Here is a 19,424-nt window from a genome sequence, read left to right as displayed (position 1 = left end):
AGTGGCGTGACAGGCGCGACCGGCGGCGGGGCGTGGGGCGGTCTGGCCGCCCCACTCGGCGTTACCGACGTGCGCCGAACATCATCTGCCGGGCCAGTGCGTGCCTGAGCGGTGCCACGCACGCCAGAGCGGCCAGCGATGCGCCGCGCGCATGAGCCGCCAGCGGGCCGCCGATGCCAAACACGCGCGGCAGCAGATCGGTGATGCCGATCGTCATGGCGCGGTCCAGGCGGTGGCGGCTGGCAAATGTCTGCAATGCCTCTGGCGTGCAGCCAGCCCGCAGCGAATCGGCCAGCGCAAAGGCATCGCGCAGGCCCAGGTTCAGACCCTGGCCCGCCACGGGATGCAGCGTTTGCGCCGCATTGCCCACGGCCGCCACGCGGCCGCTGACGGTCACCGGCGCGGCGTTCAGGCCCAGCGGAAATGCGTGACGCTTGCCTACCAGCGTGAAGCGACCCAGGCGCGTACCAAATGCCCGGCCCAGTTCGTCGGCGAACTCGGCATCGGACAAGGCCAGCCGCCGCTGCGCCTGTTCCGGCGCGCAGCACCAGACCAGCGCGTAGCCGGCCACGCCGTGGTCCTCGTGCGGCAGCAGCGCCAGCGGTCCTTCGTCGGTAAAGCGTTCCCAGGCCCAGCCGGGCTGCGGCTGCGAGCAGGTGACATGGCCGATGATGGCCGTCTGGCCGTAGTCGCGCCGTCGTGTGACTTCAGTGCCGCGTGACAGGCGTTGCACCTGCTGGTGGAACAATCCGCCCTCCGCCTGCACTGCAAGACGTGACGCATACGCCACTGGAAGGCCATCGTGATCGACGTGGGTGGTGCCGGTCAGCCGCACCATGGCGGTGTCGGGCCGGTCGCCACGGTCGGCGTCCTGCTCGATATTGTCGATGCGCGTCTCGAACACGCGTTCAAGGCGGCCCGGCGCCGCATCGGCGGCCCGGGCAAGTGCGCGTTCCAGCGTCTGGCACAGGTCGCCATACTTGACCACGTGGCCCAGTGCGGGCACACCGTAGTCGTCGTGATGCAGCTTCACATGGCCGAAGCGGCCACGCTGCGATACGTGAATGTGCTCGATCGGTTGCGCCGGCACCGGCCAGGCGCCGATCTGCTCCAGCAACTGGCGGCTGCCGTGCGACAGGGCGATGGCGCGCGGGTCGCGCGCAGCGCGGGTTGGCGTGGCCGCGTCGATCAGCGTCATGCGCCAGCGCGTGGTGCGCAGCAGCTGGCACGCCAGCGCCAGGCCCACCGGGCCGCCGCCGACGATGGCGATATCGCGCGGCTCGGCGTCCGTCACGGATGCCACACCGGCAGTGTCAGGGCTGCCCGCTTGCTTCATGGCTGGCTTCCTCCTGGACGGGCGTTGCCTCGGCCGCGCCGCGCTTCCACAGGTTCGCATCGGTGCGCGCCTTGCCGGCAGCCGCGTCGCGCATCGCATTATCCAGCTTCTGCTGGCTGAAGCCGGGCAGTTGCTGCAGGCGCTCGACCAGCGAATCGTGGTTGGCAGCGGTCATCGGCACCACGCAGCCCTGCTGGCTGCTGGCGTCGCCGGCCAGGATCAGCCATGGCGTGCCACCCCAGGGCTCGCGATCCGAAACACGTACCACCACGCGCTCCAGCGCGTCCCACGCCAGCTCTTCGCGCTGGCCGTCGGGGCGATGCACGACCAGGCGGTCGTCATACAGGTTCACCACGAATGGCTGGTTCGGGTCCACCGGGTGGACGGTGCTCCGGTGCTTGGGTACGCCCACGCCAAACAGTTTGCTCAACAACGCCTTCATCGCGACGATCCTCCGTTGCCGCGCATAAGTGCCTCGATCTCGTCGGCCTTTACAGGCACGCCGCGCGTGATCAGTTCACATTCACCCGAGGTCACCACGGCGTCATCCTCGATGCGGATGCCGATATGCCAGTAGCGTTCGGGCACGTCTTCGGCCGGGCGCACATAGATGCCCGGCTCGATGGTCAGCACCATGCCCGGTTCCAGCGGGCGCCATGGGCGCTCGCCTTCCTGGCCGGCCGGCAGCGGACCGGGCACGCGATACTCGCCCACGTCGTGCACGTCCATGCCGAGCCAGTGGCCCGTGCGGTGCATGTAGAAGCGGCGATAGCTGCCGCTGGCCAGCACGTCATCGAGCGTGCCTTCCTTGTTGCGATCGAGCAGGCCCGTGTCGAGCATGCCCTGCGCCAGCACCTTCACGGCCGCGTCGTGCGGCACGTTGTAGGGCACCCCGGCGCGCGTTTCGGCGATGGCGGCTTCCTGCGCGGCCAGCACCAGGTCATACAGCTCGCGCTGGGCCGGCGTGAAGCGGCCCGAGACCGGGAAGGTTCGCGTGATGTCGGATGCATAGCCATCCAGTTCGCAGCCCGCGTCGATCAGGCACAGGTCGCCGTCGCGCAGCTCCGCCGGGCCGGCGCGGTAATGCAGCACGCAAGCGTTGGGGCCGGCAGCCACGATCGAGTTGTAGGCCACGCTTTGCGCGCCATGCCGGCGGAATTCATAGAGCAGCTCGGCTTCGAGGTGGAATTCGCGCAGCCCGGCGCGCGATGTGCGCATGGCCCGTACGTGGGCCTGGGCGGAAATCTCGGCCGCGCGGCGCATCGTCGACAGTTCGCCGGCATCCTTGAACAGGCGCATTTCGTCGAGCAGCGTACGCACGTCCACGGCCACCGACGGCGACGATACGCCGGCGCGGCCCTGCATGCGCACGGCGTCGAGCCAGCGGCGCACGTTCACGTCGATGTCGGTGGTGGCGGCCAGCGGATAGGCCAGCTGGGCGCGGTTGGCCAGCAGCGGCGGCAGCAGCTTGTCGATGTCCTCGACCGAATGGGCCTCGTCGAAGCCGAACGTCGCGCGGGCGCCTTCGGGGCCGAAGCGGAAGCCGTCCCAGATCTCGCGCTCTTCGTGCTTGGGGCGGCAGAACAGGATGCTCCTGTCGCCTTCGCCGGCCGCGCCAGCCACGAGCACAAGCACCGCCTCGGGTTCGGTGAAGCCGGTCAGGTAATAGAAATAGCTGTCGTGCCGGTACGGATAGTCGCTGTCGCGGTTGCGCATGGCCTCCGGCGCGGTCGGCACGATGGCCACGCCGCCGCCCTGGGCGCGCAGGTGTTGCAGCACACGGGCGCGGCGGTCGCGGCACGCGCCAAGGAGAGCGGATTCGGGTGCGGACATGGAGGGAAGCCGGTGAGGGGAATGTGCCGATTCTAAACCCGCCGGCGCGCAATGCGGGCGTGACATGCGCCCCGAAAGGCGCTTGAAAGGCCGCGCGAGGGCCGCGCGCCGTGCGGATCCGGACGTTCAGCCGTGCAGCGCGCGGTCCAGGGCGGCCAGTTGCGCCGGGGTGCCGACGTTTTCCCAGCGGCCGTCGAAGCGCTCGCCGGTTGCCGTGCCCTGGCGGATCGCTTCGCGGTAGTACGGCGACATCGGCACCTTTTGCCCCGGCGCGATATCGCGGAACAGGCGCGTGTCATAGAGCCCGATATTGCCGAAGGTCAGCGCGTGGCCGGCGGCGCCGTCGGCGGGCATGCGCAGGTGGCCGTCATCGCCCAGCACGAAATCGCCATGCGGATGGAAGGGCGGGTTCGGCACCATCACCAGATGCATCTGGGGGCGCGCGGCGGCGGCCATGGCACGGGTGCGCGGCAGCAACTGCCGGTAGTCGAAATCGCAGAAGATGTCGCCCGACACGGCCAGGAAGACCCCGTCGCCGCCATCGGCGGTCAGCAACGGCAGCGCATGGGCGATGCCGCCCGCTGTTTCCAGCGCGCTGCCTTCCGCCGACCAGTGGATGCGTACGCCGAACTGTCGGCCGTCGCCAAGCGCCGCCTCGAGCCTGTCACCCAGCCACGCATGGTTGATGACGATGTCACTGAAACCGGCGCGGGCCAGCGCCTCGATCTGCCAGACGATCAGCGGCTTGCCGCCCACGGCCAGCAGGGGCTTGGGCGTGGTGTCGGTCAGCGGGCGCATGCGGTCGCCGCGCCCGGCGGCGAAGATCATCGCTTTCAAAACAGGGTCTCCAGGCCGATCAGGGTGGCCATGCCGCTGGCAATGGTCCAGCCCACACTGCGCGTGCGGGCCGCGACGACGATGGCCACCAGGCCAGCCACCAGGCGCGTGTTGTAGGGGCTGAGGTACACCGCGCCGTCGTGCATCAGCAGGTCTGGCGCGATCAGCGCGGACAGCATGGCGGCGGGCACGAACTGCAGGGCGGTGCGGAACCATGGCGGCAGGCGCACCCGGCCTTCCACGGCGATAAACGAAAGGCGGATCAGGTATGTGGCAAGGCCCGCGCCCAGGAACACCCACAGCAGGGTCAGCGAGCTCATGCCACGTGCTCCCTGCTGTCGGACGCGCCGGCGGCAGGCTGCCCGCCGCGCCGATTGCGTTCCAGCAGCAGCATTCCCGCGGCAATGCCGCCCAGCGCGGCCACCATGATGCCGAGCTTGTGCGGCATCGCGTAGCAGGCCACGGCCAGCGCGGTGGCGACCAGCGCCGCCGCCACCTGGGCGCGGTGCTTGAGATTCGGCACGATGATCGCGATAAAGGTCAGCGGCAGGAAGAAATCGAGCGGCCAGTCGCGCGGCACCTGGGCGCCCACCAGCACGCCGGCCAGCGTCGACACTTGCCAGCTCGACCACAGCGCGATGCCCGCGCCGAAATAGAACCAGTGGCGGTAGCGGGCCCGGGGGCCGGTATCGCCCAGACGGCGCGTCATGGCGGCAAATGCCTCGTCGGTCAGCAGGTAGGCCACCAGCGCCTTCCAGCGGCGCGGCAGGGGCGCGAGCGACGGCGCGACGGTGGCGGAATACAGCGCGTGGCGCAGGTTGACCATGGCGACCGTAAAGGCGATGACCAGCGCCGGCGTGCCGGCGGACCAGAGCTGGGTCAGGATCATCTGCGATGCACCGCCGAAGACGATCGCGCTCATCGCGCAGGCCAGCCAGGCCGGCATGCCGGCATTGACGGCCAGCACGCCGTAGATCAGCCCGAACGGCACCACGCCGAGCAGCATCGGTGCCAGGGCGCATACCCCGGCCCACCACTCGCCACGGCGCGTGATGGTGGGGTCTGCAGGCGTTTCAAGGGGGGCGGCCACGGTCAGAACGTCAGGCCGGTGGGGCGTTCGGTGCCCTCCAGGGCGTCCAGCAGCCGCACCAGCTTGCGCATTTCCGAGTAGCGGCCTGCCACGTTGCGCGTGTACTTGAGCACCAGCGGCATGTCGGCCAGATAGCCGTCCTTGCCGTCGCGATGGTACAGGCGCGCGAAGATGCCGAGCACCTTCAGGTGACGCTGCAGCCCCATCCATTCGAAATCGCGGTAGAAATCGCCAAAATCGGCTGCCACCGGCAGGCCCGCCTTGCGCGCCTGTTCCCAGTAGCGGATCAGCCAGTCGAGCTGCTGCTCCTCTTCCCATTCGACATAGGCGTCGCGCCACAGCGACACGGCGTCGTAGGTGATCGGGCCGATCACGGCGTCCTGGAAGTCCAGGATGCCCGGATTGGCGCCCACCGTGGCGCCTTCGGGCAGCACCATCAGGTTGCGCGAGTGGTAGTCGCGGTGGACGTAGACCTGCGGCTGGGCCAGGTTGTTGGCCAGGATCGTGTCGAACACCTCGCGCAGGTCGGCCTGCTGGCGGTCGTCGAGCGTGACCCCGAGATGCTTGGCGACATACCACTGCGGGAACAGGTCCAGCTCGCGCTGCAGCAGCGGGCGGTCGTAGGCCGGCAGTTCGCCCGGGCGGGTAGCCAGCTGGATCTGCACCAGCGCGGTGGCGGCGTCGCCATACAGTGGGCGGGCCGAGGCGGCGTCCAGGCGCGACAGGTAGGTCTGGCTGCCCAGGTCGGCCAGCAGCAGGAAACCCTGCGCCAGGTCCTGTTCCAGCACGGTGGGCACCGTCACGCCGGCATCGCCGAACAGCTTCGCCACGTGGATGAAAGGCCGGCAGTCCTCATGGGACGGCGGGGCATCCATCACGATGGCGGTCGGGTGGCGCGGGTGGCCGGTCCGCACGCGGAAGTAGCGGCGGAAGCTCGCGTCGGCCGATGCCGGGGCACACGAAGCCGGGTCGATCGACCAGGTTGTGCCGAGTCCGGCAACCCACGATTTCAGTTGTTCGATACGCGGGTCGTGGCCCGGGTCGTCAATAAGTGCTGCCATGCCGGAAAGGGAGAATACGATGCCCCGTATAATACCCGACCAGACCCGGGCGCCGGGTGGCCCTCGGGAGGGGCCTTTGTCGCCCCGCAGCCCGCTCCGGCATTGGGCTGGGGGGCGCGGGAAGCCGCATTGCGAGCCCCCGCGCAGCGCCCGCCGCCGAGCCGACCGATAACCGTTTGCATGACCGAACAACGACAACCGCATCATCCGGCCACCCGACCGCCTGCGCTCCAGGGCAAGCCCCGGCGCGCCCGCGTGCCTGCCAGCGCCCTGCGACCGCTCGTGCTGGCCATGGCCGGCCTTTCGGTCAACGCCCATGCACAGTACGGCGCCGCCTCTACCATTCCCAATATCGATATGGTGGAGCCGGCTGTCACGCAGGCCGCCGAGCCGGAACCGCCGCCGCCCGAGGCAGGCGAACTGGTGCCGCGCCTGACCGAGCCGCCGCGCAAGCCCGCCAATGCGGGCAGCAGCACATTGGGGGCGGCCCCCGCGTCGACCCCGTCGAATCCGAATGCGCCAGCCTACGCATCGGGCGACCGCATGACCGGATACAACGAGAAGGGTGTCGAGCTTGAAGGCAACGCCGAGCTGCGCCGCGACGGCGGCGTGGTCAAGGGCGACAAGCTGACCTACGACCAGGACACCGACGAAGCCCATGCGACGGGCAACGTGCGCCTGTCGAAGAACGGCACGCTGGCCGTGGGTCCCGAGGCGAAGCTGCGCGTTCAGGCCAACGAAGGCTACATGCTGTCGCCGGACTACTATTTCGACCAGACCGGCGGATCGGGCAGCGCCGAGCGGATCGATTTTCTCGACCCGGACCGCAGTACGCTCAAGAAGGCCACCTACACGACCTGTTCGCCCGACAACGCCGACTGGTATTTCAGCGCGCGCAAGCTGGACCTGGATAGCGACCGCGAAGTGGGCGTGGCATACGGCGGCGTGCTGAATTTCTTCGGTGTGCCCGTGGCGGCTGCTCCGGCGTTCTCGTTTCCGTTGAACAGCGACCGCCGCAGCGGTGTGCTGCCGCCGCTGTTCGGCTACAGCTCGAAGTCGGGGGCGGACCTGACCGTCCCGTATTACTTCAACCTGGCACCGAACCGCGACCTGACCGTGTATCCGCGGATCCTGTCGGAGCGCGGGGTGCAACTGGGTGGTGACTTCCGCTACCTGGGCGACGGCTACAGCGGCCGTATCCGCGCCGAGTTCCTGCCGGACGACAAGAAGGCCGGCCGGGATCGCTGGGCTTACTCGGTCCAGCACTACCAGACGATCATCCCGGGCATGACGGCGTACGCGAACGTCAGCAAGGTCTCGGATGACCAGTATCCGGACGACCTGACCCGTAGCGTCTCGCAATCTACCCTGCGGCAATACACGCAGGAGGGCGGCGTAATCTACAACTGGCAGAACTGGACGTTCATGGCCCGCGTGCAGAAGTTCCAGACGCTGCTTCCCAGCGAGCCGTCGTACGAACGTGAGCCGCAGATCAACGCCAAGTACACGCGCTACGATCTGGGCGGTTTCGATATTGCGATCGACACCGACTACACGCGCTTCAAGATTCCGCTGACGTCGACAGGGTTCCAGCAGCCCGAAGGCAGCCGCGCCTACTTCAATCCGTCGATCAGCTATCCGATCATCCGGCCAGGCTGGTATGTAACACCGAAGGTGATCTTCAATGCGGCGCAGTACAACATGGACGCCGGCACGAACACGACCGGGGCATCCAACACGCTGAGCCGCTCGATCCCGACGGTCAGTGTCGATTCGGGCATGACGTTCGAGCGCGATGCGCCGGGCCTCAGCCGGCTGTTTGGCGTGAACTACATGCAGACGCTGGAACCGCGCCTGTTCTATGTCTACACGCCATTCCGCGACCAGAGCCAGTTCCCGCTGTTCGACACGGTGCAGTCCGATTTTGGCTATGGCCAGATCTTTACCGAGAATCCGTTCAGCGGTAACGACCGGATTGCCGACAACAACAAGCTGACCGCGGGCCTGACCACCCGTTTGATCGAGTCGGATACCGGGGTAGAGCGGTTCCGTGGCACGATCGCGCAACGGATCGACTTCACCGGTCAGCGCGTGCAGATTGGCGGCACGCTGACGGACACCAAGCCGACATACTCGGACCTGCTGGCGGCGACGACGATCCAGCTGTTCCGCGGCTACTATCTTGACGCGGGCATCCAGTGGAACCCGGATGAAAACCGCGTCAACTACTCGAACGTGGCATTCCAGTGGCGCCCGGAGTCGCGCAAGCTGCTCAACGTGGGCTACCGCTATCGCCGGCCGACGTCGGTGACCGACAATACCGCGATCGACCAGTTCGAGGTGTCGGGCCAGTGGCCGGTCACGCAGCGCGTCTACGGCATTGGCCGCGTGGCGTATGACCAGTCGGCCAACCAGCTGGTGGATGCGCTGGCGGGCTTCGAATACACGGCCGACTGCTGGGTTGGCCGTTTCGTGTACCAGCGTTTCCGCAACACCACGAATGGATACACAGGCCGGGTCTTCCTGCAGGTGGAATTCCGCGGATTGTCGAAAGTCGGCTCCAATCCGCTGGACATGCTGCGCCTGAACGTGCCGGGCTACGAGCCCGTGACCGCGCGACCGGTGCCCACGTCCCCGTACGATCACTATGAATGACGGACCAAGATGAAACGTCAAGCCTTTTCGGTTATGTCCCGCCTGAATCCCTGGCAGCAGCTGCTGCTCTCCGCGGTGCTCGTCACGCTGGCTGCGCCAGCCGCCGCGCAACTGCGCGCGCCGGGAGCGCGAACCCAGGGCATCTTCGTGCCGCAGCAGGGCGGCAGCCAGACGAGCACGGTGGCGCCAAGCCAGCCGCAGATGGGCATTCCGCAGCCGGCGCAAAAGCGCTCGCAACTGGTGGACGAAGTCGTTGCCATCGTCAACAACAGCGTGATCACGCGCCGCGAGCTGCTTGACCGGGCCGACGAGATCGAGAACCAGCTGCGCGCCGCCAATCGCCCGATTCCCGAACGCCCCGACCTGCTGGGCGAGGTGCTGGAACGGCTGGTGATGGAACGCGTGCAGACGCAGGCCGCCCAGGACGCTGGCATCAAGGTGACCGACCAGGAAGTGGACCGTGCGATCGAATCGGTCGCGCAGCAGAACAAGATGTCGGCGGCGGATCTGCGCACGCGCGTGGAAGCCAGCGGCATGACCTGGACCAAGTACCGCGACGAACTGCGCAAGCAGGTGCAGGTGATTCGCCTGCGCGAACGCGAAGTGGACTCGAAGGTGCAGGTCTACGACGGCGAGATCGACAACTTCCTGGCGGCGCGCAGCGGACAGCCCGCCGCCGTGGGCCCGGCCGAATACAACGTGCAGCAGATCCTGGTGCGCGTGCCGGATGACGCATCCGAAGCCCAGAAGGCGCAGCTCAAGGCCAAGGCCGAAGGCCTGCTCAAGCAGGCCCAGGGCGGGGCTGACTTTGCCGAACTGGCCAAGGCCAATTCGGAGGCGCCCGAGGCGTCGCAGGGCGGCGCGCTTGGCTTCCGCGAAATCGGTCGCCTGCCGGCGCTGTTCGCCAATGCCGTGGTTGACCTGCAGCCTGGCAAGGTGGTGCCGGAAGTGGTGGAATCCGCCAACGGCTTCCATGTGCTCAAGCTGGCTGCCAAGCGTACGGCCGCACCGGCGCAGCAGGCTGCAGCCGATCACATCACGCAGACCCAGGTGCGCCACATCCTGATCCGTACCGGCCCGAACATGCCTGAGGCCGAGGCGAAGCGCCAGATGTCGACCCTGCGCGACCGCCTGACGCACGGTGCCGATTTTGCCGATGCGGCGCGCCGTTATTCGCAGGATGGGTCTGCCCAGCAGGGCGGCGAACTGGGCTGGGTGTCGCCGGGCGAACTGGTGCCCGAGTTCGAGCAGGCCATGAACCGCCTGCGTCCGGGTGAAATCTCGGAGCCCGTGGTCACGCAGTTCGGGGTTCACCTGATCCAGGTGGAAAACCGCCGCGAGACCGAGGTGTCGGCCGAGAAGCAGCGGGACTTCGCCCGTCAGGAAGTGCGGGAACAGAAGCTGCGCGCCGCCTATGATGACTGGGTGCGCCAGCTCCGCAGCGCGGCGTACGTCGAATACCGGATCAACCGGCAGCGCTGACGCGCGCCGCTCCTGCCATGCCCGACCCTGCACCCGCGCCACTGGCGCTTGCCATCACCACCGGAGAGCCCGCCGGCATCGGTCCCGACATCACGATCGGCGCCCTGCTGCAGCTTGGCGGCGCGGCCAATGGCATGGGCCATGGCGCGTACCGGTTCCATGTGATCGGCGACGCGCGCCTGCTGGCGCAGCGCGCCGAGTCGCTGGGCGTGGCGCATGCGTGGCAGCGGCGGCTGGCAGATGGCGATGTGGTGGTCGAGGATGTCGCGCTTGGCGTGGCCTGCGAGCCCGGCCAGCTCGATGCCCGCAACGGCCGCTACGTGCTGGAGTTGCTCGATACCGCCATCGACGGGCTGCAGGACGGACGTTTTGCGGCCATGATCACCGCGCCGGTGCAGAAAAGCACGATCAACGACGCGGGCGTGCCGTTCACGGGGCATACCGAATACCTGGCCGAACGCGCCGCCGTGCCGCGCGTGGTGATGATGCTGGCTGGCCCGCAGCCCGCGCATGACAATGCCATGCTGCGCGTGGCGCTGGCCACCACGCACCTGCCGCTGCGGGCCGTGCCCGATGCGCTGACGATCCCCATGCTGCAGGAGACGCTGAAGATCGTCGACCACGATCTGCGGCGCCACTTCGGCATTGCCCGCCCCCGTATCCTGGTGACCGGGCTCAACCCGCACGCCGGGGAATCGGGGCACATGGGCCGCGAGGAGATCGACGTCATCGGGCCGGCGCTGGCGCTGGCCTGCGATGCCGATATCGACGCGCGCGGGCCCTATCCTGCCGACACGCTGTTCCAGCCGCGCCATCTGCGCGGTGCCGACTGCGTGCTGGCGATGTACCATGACCAGGGCCTGGCGCCGCTCAAGTACGGCACCTTCGGTCACGGCGTCAATATCACGCTGGGCCTGCCCTTTATCCGCACATCGGTGGATCATGGCACCGCGCTCGACCTGGCCGGCACCGGCCGGGCCGAGCACGGCAGCATGATCGAAGCCATCCGGTGTGCCATTACCATGGCCGGCCATGCCAGCGGGCGCCACGGCGCGTCCGCCAACGGCCGGCACTGACTTATGCGTCCAAACGTGCATCAGGGCCATGTGGCCCGCAAACGATTCGGCCAGAACTTTCTGGTCGACGACGGCATCATCTACGGCATCGTCAATGCCATCGACCCGCAACCGGACGACGTCATCGTCGAAATCGGGCCGGGCCTGGGCGCGCTGACGAACCCGCTGCTCGAACGCCTGCCCAGCATGCAGGTGGTGGAACTCGACCGCGATCTCGTGGAGCGCCTGCGCAACCGCTACAACGACCGCCTGACCGTGCATGCCGGCGACGCCCTGGCGTTCGACTTCGGCAAGCTCGAGGAGCCGGGCCGCGCGCTGCGTATCGTGGGCAACCTGCCGTACAACATTTCGAGCCCGCTGCTGTTCCATCTGATGGATTTCGCCGATCACGTGCGCGACCAGCATTTCATGCTGCAGAAGGAAGTGGTCGAGCGCATGGTGGCCGAGCCCGGCAGCAAGGCGTTTGGCCGGCTGTCGATCATGCTGCAGGTGCGCTATCACATGGAACACGTGCTCGACGTGCCGCCCGCCTCGTTCAACCCGCCGCCCAAGGTCGACTCGGCCGTGGTGCGCATGATTCCCTGGCCGCGTGCCGAAGACGGTACGCTGCGTTCGCCGTATCCCGCGTGCGACCCCAACGTGCTTGGCGATGTGGTGACCGCCGCGTTCTCGCAGCGCCGCAAGGTGCTGCGCAACACGCTGTCGTTCCTGCGTGACCAGGTGGACTTCGATGCGCTTGGCTTCGACCTGGGCCGCCGTGCCGAGGAAGTGCCGGTGGCCGAGTATGTCGAACTGGCCCGCATCGTCGGCAACAGCGCCGTGCCGCCGGCGCGCGGTGCGGCCTGACGCCGCAGCGCCGGCATCGCCGCCGATACCGATCTCGAATTTCCCGCTGAACTACCCGAACATCCTGAAGCCATCGCGCCGCTCATGACCGAACAGACCAAGACCGATCCGCGTCCCGTCATCCTGACTGGCGACCGTCCCACCGGCCCGCTGCACCTGGGCCACTATGTTGGCTCGCTGAAGAGCCGCGTGGCCCTGCAGGAAACGCACAAGCAGTACGTGTTGCTGGCCGATACGCAGGCGATGACCGACAACGCGCACGACCCGGACAAGGTCCGCCGCAACGTGCTGGAAGTGGCGCTGGACTACCTGGCCGTGGGCATCGACCCCGCCAAGACCACGATCACGGTGCAATCGCACCTGCCCGCGCTGGCCGAACTGACGCTGATGTATCTGAACTTCGTCACGGTGTCGCGCCTGGAGCGCAACCCGACGATCAAGGAAGAGATCCAGGCGCGTGGCTTTGGCCGCGATATCCCGGCCGGCTTCCTGTGCTACCCGGCGTCGCAGGCCGCCGACATCACCGGCTTCAAGGCCGTGCTGGTGCCGGTGGGCGAGGACCAGGCGCCGCTGATCGAGCAGACCAACGAGATCGTGCGCCGTATCAACCATCAGGTGGGCCGCGATATCCTGCCCGAAGCCGCCGCGCTGATTCCGAAGCATGGCCGGCTGCCGGGCGTCGATGGCAAGGCCAAGATGAGCAAGTCGCAGGGCAACGCGATTCCGCTCGGCGCATCGCCGGAGCAGATCCGCGAGGCCGTGCACAAGATGTACACCGATCCGAACCACCTCAAGGTGTCGGACCCGGGCCAGGTGGAGGGCAACGTCGTGTTCACGTACCTGGATGCGTTCGATCCGAACGTGGAGGAAGTGCAGGCGCTGAAGGACCACTACCAGCGCGGCGGCCTGGGCGACATGGTACTCAAGCGCCGTGTGGAAGGCATCCTGCAGGAAATGCTGCGCCCGATCCGCGAGCGCCGCGAGCAACTGGCCCAAGATCCGGGCTACGTGTTCGACATCCTGAAGAAGGGCACCGAAACCGCCCGCGAACTGACCCAGCAGACGCTGGACGAAGTGCGCAGCGCCGTGGGCATGTTCTCGTTCCCGAAGTAATCAGGCCCGTTTCACGCGCCACGCGTCCCTCCCGCCAGCCGGGAGGGACGAACACCGAAGGCCGCTCAGGCCTTCCGGTTCACCAGCACGATCCCCCCCAGCACCATCACCGCCGCCAGCGCGAATCGCATGCCGACGTGGTCGTGCATCAGCAGCACGCCGAAGGCCACCCCGAACAGCGGGGTCAGGAACGAGAACACCGACAGGCGCGATGCCAGGTACTGGCGCAGCAGCCAGAACCAGATCAGGTAGCTGGCAAAGGCGATCAGCACCGACTGGTAGAACAGGCTGGCAACCACGAACCCGGTGACTTCCACGCGATGGACCTGTCCGGCGGCCACTGCCATCACCAGCAGCAGCACTGCGGACACCGTCAATTGATACAGGAGCGTCTTGCTGGCGGGGGCGTGCGACAGCTTGCTGCCGCGTACCACGATGGTGGTTGCGGCCCATAGGGCGCCGGCCAGTACGCCCAGGGCGTCGCCCAGCAGCGTGCTCGACTGCGTGGACGCTGCGACGATGCCGTCCGCGAAAGCCAGCACCATGCCCAGGAACGCCAGCCCCACGCCGGCCCACTGGCCGCGCTGCAGGTGTTCGCCCGGCACGAACAGGTGCAGGCCCAGCGCGGTAAAGATTGGCGCCGTGTAGAGGAACACCGCCATGCGCGATGCCGTGGTGTGGCCCAGCCCGACGAAGATGCAGAAGAACTCGGCGCCGAACAGCAGCCCGGCGACAAGTCCGGCGCGCAGCGTGCCGTCGCGTTCCCAGAGCGGCGTACCACGCCACGCGGCAAACGCGAACACCAGCAGCGCGGCGATGGCGGAGCGGACGCCGGCCTGCAGCACGGCGCCCATCAACGGAGCGGTGACCTTGATGATCACCTGCTGGAGTCCCCATGCGGCGCACAGCAATACCATCAGTCCGATGGCCGTGCTGTCCAGCGGGCGCCTTGTTATAAGTTGTGTGGACATCGCCGCGTCGCTTACGGACGGGCGGCGTCGCGGGTGGAGTTGCGCTCGATCAGTTCGATCTTGTAGCCGTCCGGGTCTTCCACGAAAGCGATCACCGTGGTGCCGCCCTTGACCGGACCCGCCTCGCGTGTGACCTTGCCGCCGGCGGCGCGGATGCGGTCGCAGGCTTCGGCGGCATTCGGGGTTTCCAGGGCGATATGGCCGTAGGCGGTACCCAGGTCATATTGGTCCACGCCGTAGTTGTAGGTCAGTTCCAGCACAGCCGTTTCGCTTTCCGGGCCGTAGCCGACAAAGGCCAGGCGGTACTTGTACTCGGGGTTGTCGCTCTCGCGCAACAGTTGCATGCCCAGTACGCGCGTGTAGAAGTCGATCGAACGCTGGTAGTCGCCAACGCGCAGCATGGTGTGGAGGAGTCGCATAGGGGGACCTTCTTGGGGTTGTTGAGACAACAGGGTCCGCCATTTTAGTCCTGCCCGCGCCATCGTGCCTGATCGCCCCGCCGGGGCGGCGCTAAACTCGCGGTTCGGAAAATTTCACATCGGTGGCGCTCGCGCGGACGCAGCGCTGTTGCTACATTCCCGATTGCTTCGACAGCTGCACGAATGCCTACGCCGGTCCACTACGGCGCGGCAGCGCCGAAGGTCGCGCGACAGGCTTTCTCTGACAGAAGGGAAACTGTATGACGCGATGCTTCCGGGGCAGTACCTGCGGCACAGTGGTATGCGTGTGGGCCATGGCGCTCGGTGCGTCCGCGGGCCACGCCGCAGACTGTGCGCCACCATCTCCTGCCGCTACGTCCTACACGGCAGATAATTGCCGCGGCACCGTTGCTGGCGGCACCTTTGACACCGGCGCTGCCGGATATGCTTCGGTCCTTCATGCCGCCAACGGCGGATCGATCACCGTCACCGGGCCGGTATCGCTACATTCCGAGGGTGACAATTCGACCGGCGCGTACGCGGAATCCAGTGGCGCCATCCGTTTCGAAGCGCCCGGCAGCACGCTGACGATGCTCGGCGCGCACTCGAACGGCGTACATGCCTTCGGACAGGCCAGCATCTCGGGGCAGGTCAACATCGTGACGTCCGGCGAGCGTGCCCATGCCGTATTCGCCGACTATGGCGGTGTGGTGCTGTTGCACGATACGTCCATCGTCACGCACGGGGCGGAGGCGGCCGGGCTGGGCCTGGCGGCTGGCGCGATTACGCTGCTGGGCCGCAGCGCCATTCTCACCACCGGGGACGTGGCGCCGGGCGTGGCGCTCACTGCGGGCGTGTCGAATGTCGTCGTGGATGGGCAGGGCAGCCGGATCTCCATTCGTACCACCGGCCAGGCGTCGTTCGGCTCCGGGTCGGCAGAGGGCCAGGGCACGATTGTGCTGCGCAACGTCGATATCGTCACCAAGGGCGCGGCGTCGTACGGGATCTTCGCGCAGGGCACGACGGGCGTAGAGGCCGACAATACCACCATCGAAACAGCCGGGCCCGCGGCCATCGGTGTCCGCGCGCTCGACGGCGGCACCATTGCGCTGCGCGGCGGCAGCGTAACGACGATGCAAGCCCGATCCGTTGGGCTGTCGGTGCAGGGTCCGGGCAGCACGATCACGGCGGACGGGACGGCGGTGGTGGCCGCTGGCGAGCGTACGTCCGCGTTGCAGGTCGAGCAGGGCGGACACCTTGCCTTTGTCAACGGCAGCGCAACCGGCACGGGCGTCGATGGCAGTGTGCTCGCCTTGTCCGACGCGGGAACGGGCACACTGCAAACCGCCACCGTGGCGGCGAGCACGCTCTCCGCGCCTCAAGGGGCCGCTATCCGGGTTGCCAGCGGCCCCGCCAGCATTGTGCTTTCCGGCAGCAGCGTCACCGGGCCATTGTTGCTGGCAATCGACAGCGGCCCCACGGTCTTCCGCGTGGATGTCGATGCAAGTGCCACATACCTGCGGGGTGCGGTGCGTGCGGCACCGGCCGCCGACGGCAGCGCAGCCGCAGCAACGCTGACGCTGCGCGACGGATCGACATGGTGGATCACCGGTAACTCGAACCTGCTGCGGCTCGACAACCTGGGCAGCACGCTTGCGTTCGTCGCACCCACCGACGCGGTTTTTCATACGCTGACCCTGCAGCGCTACCACAGCGAGGGCGGAACACTGGCAATGACCGCGGCATTGGGCGGTGACGGCTCGCCGTCGGATCGGCTCGTGATCGATACCGGCCGCGTGACCGGCACCACCGCACTGCGCATCGTCAATGCGGGCGGGAAGGGCGCCCTGACGGACCAGGGCATCCCGGTTATCGTGACGGCCAACGGCGGCGCCGCCCCGGACGGCACCTTCACGCTGGCGGGGCGCGCCGTGGCCGGGCCGTACGAGTACCAGCTCTATCGCGGGGGGCTGCGTGACCCTGCCGACGGCAACTGGTATCTGAGATCGCAGCAACTGCCGATGCCGCCCGATCCCCCTGTACCCCCGCCAGCGCCACCGACCCCACCAACGCCGTCCCGGCCGATGTACCGGCCCGAAGTGCCGGCCTACATCGCCAACCAGTACGCTGCGGCCAGCCTGTTCCTGCACAGCCTGCACGACCGGATGGGCGAGTTGCCGTTTTCGTCGGCGCCCGCCGGCTGGCTGCGGCTGGCAGGCAAGACCGCCGAAAGCGGCAGCCCTGGCAACGACTACAGCGCCCGTGCCGATACGGTGATCCTGCACGGCGGTGGCGACTTCGCGCGTGGATCGCTGTTCGGTGCCGCCGACCGGCTGCACGTGGGCGCGATGCTGGGCTACGGCAATGTGCGGACCGACGGCCTGGCCGCGGGCAATGCCGCCCGGGCGCACGGCGAGGTGAACGGCTACGGCGCCGGCGTGTATGCCACCTGGTTCGGCCAGGCAGCCGCCGATCGGGGGCCCTATGTCGACACGTGGTTCCAGTACGCATGGTTCGACAGCAGCGTGCGTGGCGACCAGTTGCCCAAGGTGGGCTATCGGAGCCAGGCGTGGAACGTATCGATCGAAGGCGGGTGGGCGCTGCCGCTGGCAGGGTCATCATGGCTTGCCGAACCCCAGGCGCAGGTGGCATGGCTGCGCCATCGCGGCGTCAGCGTGACCGAACCGGGCGGCACGCAGGTCAACGGCGGCGACACCAGCGGCGTGATGACCCGGCTCGGCGTCAGGCTGTTCCGCACGCTGGATCGTGGCGATGGCGGGCGGTTGCAGCCGTACGCCACCGTGAACTGGTGGCACGATCAGGCCAGTGCTTCGGTGGGGTTCAACGATACCGTGCTGGGGCAGTTGTTCCCGCGCGACCGCTACGAACTCAAGCTGGGGCTGGATGCCAGGCTGGCACGCGGCTGGAGCAGCTGGGGGAATATCGGCGGACAGTGGGGCAGCCAGGGGTACCGGCAATACGCGCTGCGGCTGGGCGCGCGCTATGCATGGTGAGCCAGGGCCAGGGTGGCTGGCCCGCGCGTCAGAACGTCGGCAGCAGTTCGGGCGGATGCGCGCGCAACCGCGCGCGTGCGTCGCGGAACTCGGGGAAGATCGATTCCACGGTTTCCCAGAAGCGCGGGCTGTGATTCATTTCCTTCAGGTGCGCAAGCTCGTGCGCGGCCACGTAGTCGATCATTGACAGTGGGAAGTGCATCAGGCGCCAGTTGAGCCGGATCTTGCCGTCGGCGGTGCAGCTGCCCCAGCGCGTCGAGGCCGAGGTCAGTGCAAAGCCGGTATGGCGCACGCCGAGCTTGGACGCGTAGACATCGAGCCGATCGGACAGCAACCGGCGGGCCTGGTTCTGCAGCCAGCCCTGCACGCGGTCCTTGATCTGCTGCTCTTCGGCGTGGCCCGGCAGCGCCAGGTGCAGCACGCGCGTATCGGCATCGAAACACAGCACGCCGGCCGGGGATTCCAGACGCAGCGTGATCGGCTGGCCCAGGAACGGCAGTTCGGCACCGTCACGCCACTGCACCGTAGGCAGCACGCGGCGCGACTCGCGGTGGCGCCATTCACCAAGCTTGGTGAAGATCCAGCGCTGTTTTTCCAGGATGGCCGATTCGATATCGAGCAGCGTCACCCAGCGCGGCGCCGTGATCGACAGCCCGCGATCATCCACCGTGAAGCCGATGGTCCGGCGCGACGAGCGCTTGAGCGAATAGTGCAGCGTCCGTTCGCCCACCTGCAGCACGCGGCCGTTCGGCAGCACCGGCGGCCAGACGTCACCGGTTCGGTCCCCGGCCCGCTCGGTCCCTGGCAGCGCGTCGGGCGCCGGCGCAAGCAGGTTCTGCTGCGCGGGCTGGACGGGCGGCGTGGCGTCGGCCAGCGGCAGCTCCAGCTGCGCGTTGGGGTCGGCGGTGGGACGCAGCAGCTTCATGCGGTGGCCTGGCTCCCCGCACGGCGATAGCTTTCCGGATCGATCCTGCGCATCTCCGCCTCGATCCAGACTTCCACTTCCTGGTTCAGCACGTCGGCGGTCTTGTTGGCCGACGGAATCGCGTCGCCAATCGAGATCGTGATCATGCCCGGATACTTCATGAACGAATTGCGCGGCCAGACGCGGCCCGAGTTGACCGCCATCGGAAAGACCCAGGCACCGGTCTCCACGGCCAGGCGGGCGCCCCCGCTCTTGTAGCGCGGGTTTTCCTTGCCGGCCGGGGTGCGCGTACCTTCGGGGAACATGATGATCCAGGCGCCCTCGTTGAGCCGCTCGCGGCCCTGCCTCGCGGCCGAGGCAAACGCCCGGGTGCCGTCCTTGCGGTTGATGTGGACCATCTTGAGCATGCCCAGCGCCCAGCCGAAGAACGGCACGAACAGCAGTTCACGCTTGAAGACAAAGCACAGCGGCTTGGGCATCAGCGCCACATAGGCCACGGTCTCCCAGGCCGACTGGTGCTTGGACAGCAGCACCACGGGCTTGTCCAGCATCGCCAGCATCTTCTCCATGCCTTCGATGCGGTACTGGATGCCGCAGATCAGGCGCGCGGCCCAGATCACCAGGAGCGGCCAGCCGCGTACGAAGCGGAAGCGGTTTTCCGCGTTCATGAACGGGAAGACGATGAAACACATGCACGCGTAGGGCGGGGTCAGCACCACCAGGTACAGCGCGAACAGCAGGGAGCGGATAAAGGTCATCGATGGGG

General features: G+C 67.7%; 17 protein-coding genes. 6 read left to right on the top strand and 11 right to left on the bottom strand.

Features of this window, described 5'->3' with window-relative positions:
• Positions 1-61 precede the first annotated feature (61 nt).
• The 7 genes from A9J21_RS22945 to A9J21_RS22915 all read right to left on the bottom strand — a co-directional run bounded on the left by A9J21_RS22945 (position 62) and on the right by A9J21_RS22915 (position 6,157).
• On the bottom strand, positions 62-1,336 hold the full coding sequence (locus tag A9J21_RS22945) for a UbiH/UbiF/VisC/COQ6 family ubiquinone biosynthesis hydroxylase (RefSeq protein WP_066739472.1): 1,275 nt from the start codon (positions 1,334-1,336) through the stop codon (positions 62-64).
• Positions 1,314-1,778, bottom strand: coding sequence for a hypothetical protein (locus A9J21_RS22940; protein WP_066739471.1), 465 nt, complete (start codon positions 1,776-1,778; stop codon positions 1,314-1,316). The genes A9J21_RS22945 and A9J21_RS22940 overlap by 23 nt, the downstream gene beginning before the upstream one ends.
• A complete protein-coding gene (locus A9J21_RS22935) occupies positions 1,775-3,169 on the bottom strand; it encodes an aminopeptidase P N-terminal domain-containing protein (RefSeq protein ID WP_066739470.1) in 1,395 nt (464 codons plus the stop codon). Before A9J21_RS22935 ends, A9J21_RS22940 begins: the two co-directional genes overlap by 4 nt.
• 126 nt (positions 3,170-3,295) lie before the next feature.
• The gene (gene murU, locus A9J21_RS22930; protein ID WP_066739469.1) at positions 3,296-4,006 is read right to left on the bottom strand and encodes an N-acetylmuramate alpha-1-phosphate uridylyltransferase MurU; all 711 of its coding nucleotides are present in this window, start codon (positions 4,004-4,006) and stop codon (positions 3,296-3,298) included.
• On the bottom strand, positions 4,003-4,326 hold the full coding sequence (locus tag A9J21_RS22925) for an AzlD domain-containing protein (RefSeq protein ID WP_066739468.1): 324 nt from the start codon (positions 4,324-4,326) through the stop codon (positions 4,003-4,005). Before A9J21_RS22925 ends, murU begins: the two co-directional genes overlap by 4 nt.
• On the bottom strand, positions 4,323-5,012 hold the full coding sequence (locus A9J21_RS22920) for an AzlC family ABC transporter permease (RefSeq protein WP_082926571.1): 690 nt from the start codon (positions 5,010-5,012) through the stop codon (positions 4,323-4,325). Before A9J21_RS22920 ends, A9J21_RS22925 begins: the two co-directional genes overlap by 4 nt.
• An 86-nt stretch (positions 5,013-5,098) precedes the next feature.
• Positions 5,099-6,157, bottom strand: coding sequence for an aminoglycoside phosphotransferase family protein (locus tag A9J21_RS22915; RefSeq protein ID WP_066739467.1), 1,059 nt, complete (start codon positions 6,155-6,157; stop codon positions 5,099-5,101).
• A 180-nt stretch (positions 6,158-6,337) separates the two neighbouring features.
• Here A9J21_RS22915 and A9J21_RS22910 point away from each other — a divergent pair, with 180 nt between their 5' ends.
• From A9J21_RS22910 to trpS, 5 genes are all read left to right on the top strand, one after another.
• Positions 6,338-8,812, top strand: a complete 2,475-nt coding sequence (locus A9J21_RS22910; RefSeq protein ID WP_066739466.1) for an LPS-assembly protein LptD — start codon at positions 6,338-6,340, stop codon at positions 8,810-8,812.
• Between the two features lie 9 nt (positions 8,813-8,821).
• Positions 8,822-10,294 (top strand): peptidylprolyl isomerase, encoded by a 1,473-nt coding sequence (locus A9J21_RS22905; protein WP_066739465.1) that lies wholly within the window; start codon positions 8,822-8,824, stop codon positions 10,292-10,294.
• Between the two features lie 17 nt (positions 10,295-10,311).
• Positions 10,312-11,370 (top strand): 4-hydroxythreonine-4-phosphate dehydrogenase PdxA, encoded by a 1,059-nt coding sequence (gene pdxA, locus A9J21_RS22900; RefSeq protein ID WP_066739464.1) that lies wholly within the window; start codon positions 10,312-10,314, stop codon positions 11,368-11,370.
• A 3-nt stretch (positions 11,371-11,373) separates the two neighbouring features.
• Positions 11,374-12,216, top strand: coding sequence for a 16S rRNA (adenine(1518)-N(6)/adenine(1519)-N(6))-dimethyltransferase RsmA (gene rsmA / locus A9J21_RS22895; protein WP_066739463.1), 843 nt, complete (start codon positions 11,374-11,376; stop codon positions 12,214-12,216).
• Positions 12,217-12,300: 84 nt separating this feature from the next.
• The gene (gene trpS / locus A9J21_RS22890; protein WP_066739462.1) at positions 12,301-13,329 is read left to right on the top strand and encodes a tryptophan--tRNA ligase; all 1,029 of its coding nucleotides are present in this window, start codon (positions 12,301-12,303) and stop codon (positions 13,327-13,329) included.
• Between the two features lie 65 nt (positions 13,330-13,394).
• On the opposite strand, the gene A9J21_RS22885 is transcribed toward trpS, so the two are convergent.
• Both A9J21_RS22885 and gloA read right to left on the bottom strand, forming a co-directional pair.
• A complete protein-coding gene (locus tag A9J21_RS22885; RefSeq protein ID WP_066739461.1) occupies positions 13,395-14,300 on the bottom strand; it encodes a DMT family transporter in 906 nt (301 codons plus the stop codon).
• 11 nt (positions 14,301-14,311) lie between these two features.
• Complete coding sequence (gloA, locus tag A9J21_RS22880; RefSeq protein ID WP_066739460.1) at positions 14,312-14,719, bottom strand: lactoylglutathione lyase; 408 nt, start codon at positions 14,717-14,719, stop codon at positions 14,312-14,314.
• A 260-nt stretch (positions 14,720-14,979) separates the two neighbouring features.
• Between gloA and A9J21_RS22875 the strand changes: the two genes are divergently transcribed.
• Positions 14,980-17,733, top strand: a complete 2,754-nt coding sequence (locus A9J21_RS22875) for an autotransporter outer membrane beta-barrel domain-containing protein (protein WP_156546100.1) — start codon at positions 14,980-14,982, stop codon at positions 17,731-17,733.
• A 28-nt stretch (positions 17,734-17,761) separates the two neighbouring features.
• Here the strand turns inward: A9J21_RS22875 and A9J21_RS22870 are convergent, their stop codons facing one another.
• Both A9J21_RS22870 and A9J21_RS22865 read right to left on the bottom strand, forming a co-directional pair.
• The gene (locus A9J21_RS22870; protein ID WP_066739458.1) at positions 17,762-18,658 is read right to left on the bottom strand and encodes a M48 family metallopeptidase; all 897 of its coding nucleotides are present in this window, start codon (positions 18,656-18,658) and stop codon (positions 17,762-17,764) included.
• Positions 18,655-19,416 carry a 1-acyl-sn-glycerol-3-phosphate acyltransferase gene (locus tag A9J21_RS22865; RefSeq protein ID WP_066739457.1) on the bottom strand — a complete coding sequence of 254 codons (762 nt, stop codon included), beginning with the start codon at positions 19,414-19,416 and terminating at the stop codon, positions 18,655-18,657. Before A9J21_RS22865 ends, A9J21_RS22870 begins: the two co-directional genes overlap by 4 nt.
• Positions 19,417-19,424: the final 8 nt, after the last annotated feature.

The organism is Cupriavidus sp. D384 (genome assembly GCF_001652915.1).
Taxonomy (GTDB): Bacteria; Pseudomonadota; Gammaproteobacteria; order Burkholderiales; family Burkholderiaceae; genus Cupriavidus.
This window is presented reverse-complemented; position numbering and strand designations above follow the sequence as displayed.

What these genes read in the sequence shown, in the direction of transcription:
- A9J21_RS22940 (WP_066739471.1), bottom strand. Translation starts at nt 1,778, where the DNA reads ATGAAGGCGTTGTTGAGCAAACTGTTTGGCGTGGGCGTACCCAAGCAC.
- A9J21_RS22925 (WP_066739468.1), bottom strand. Translation starts at nt 4,326, where the DNA reads ATGAGCTCGCTGACCCTGCTGTGGGTGTTCCTGGGCGCGGGCCTTGCC.
- trpS (WP_066739462.1), top strand. Translation starts at nt 12,301, where the DNA reads ATGACCGAACAGACCAAGACCGATCCGCGTCCCGTCATCCTGACTGGC.
- A9J21_RS22910 (WP_066739466.1), top strand. Translation starts at nt 6,338, where the DNA reads ATGACCGAACAACGACAACCGCATCATCCGGCCACCCGACCGCCTGCG.
- pdxA (WP_066739464.1), top strand. Translation starts at nt 10,312, where the DNA reads ATGCCCGACCCTGCACCCGCGCCACTGGCGCTTGCCATCACCACCGGA.
- A9J21_RS22905 (WP_066739465.1), top strand. Translation starts at nt 8,822, where the DNA reads ATGAAACGTCAAGCCTTTTCGGTTATGTCCCGCCTGAATCCCTGGCAG.
- A9J21_RS22870 (WP_066739458.1), bottom strand. Translation starts at nt 18,658, where the DNA reads ATGAAGCTGCTGCGTCCCACCGCCGACCCCAACGCGCAGCTGGAGCTG.
- A9J21_RS22935 (WP_066739470.1), bottom strand. Translation starts at nt 3,169, where the DNA reads ATGTCCGCACCCGAATCCGCTCTCCTTGGCGCGTGCCGCGACCGCCGC.
- gloA (WP_066739460.1), bottom strand. Translation starts at nt 14,719, where the DNA reads ATGCGACTCCTCCACACCATGCTGCGCGTTGGCGACTACCAGCGTTCG.
- A9J21_RS22865 (WP_066739457.1), bottom strand. Translation starts at nt 19,416, where the DNA reads ATGACCTTTATCCGCTCCCTGCTGTTCGCGCTGTACCTGGTGGTGCTG.
- A9J21_RS22945 (WP_066739472.1), bottom strand. Translation starts at nt 1,336, where the DNA reads ATGAAGCAAGCGGGCAGCCCTGACACTGCCGGTGTGGCATCCGTGACG.
- A9J21_RS22915 (WP_066739467.1), bottom strand. Translation starts at nt 6,157, where the DNA reads ATGGCAGCACTTATTGACGACCCGGGCCACGACCCGCGTATCGAACAA.
- A9J21_RS22885 (WP_066739461.1), bottom strand. Translation starts at nt 14,300, where the DNA reads ATGTCCACACAACTTATAACAAGGCGCCCGCTGGACAGCACGGCCATC.
- A9J21_RS22920 (WP_082926571.1), bottom strand. Translation starts at nt 5,012, where the DNA reads ATGCTGCTCGGCGTGGTGCCGTTCGGGCTGATCTACGGCGTGCTGGCC.
- A9J21_RS22875 (WP_156546100.1), top strand. Translation starts at nt 14,980, where the DNA reads ATGACGCGATGCTTCCGGGGCAGTACCTGCGGCACAGTGGTATGCGTG.
- rsmA (WP_066739463.1), top strand. Translation starts at nt 11,374, where the DNA reads ATGCGTCCAAACGTGCATCAGGGCCATGTGGCCCGCAAACGATTCGGC.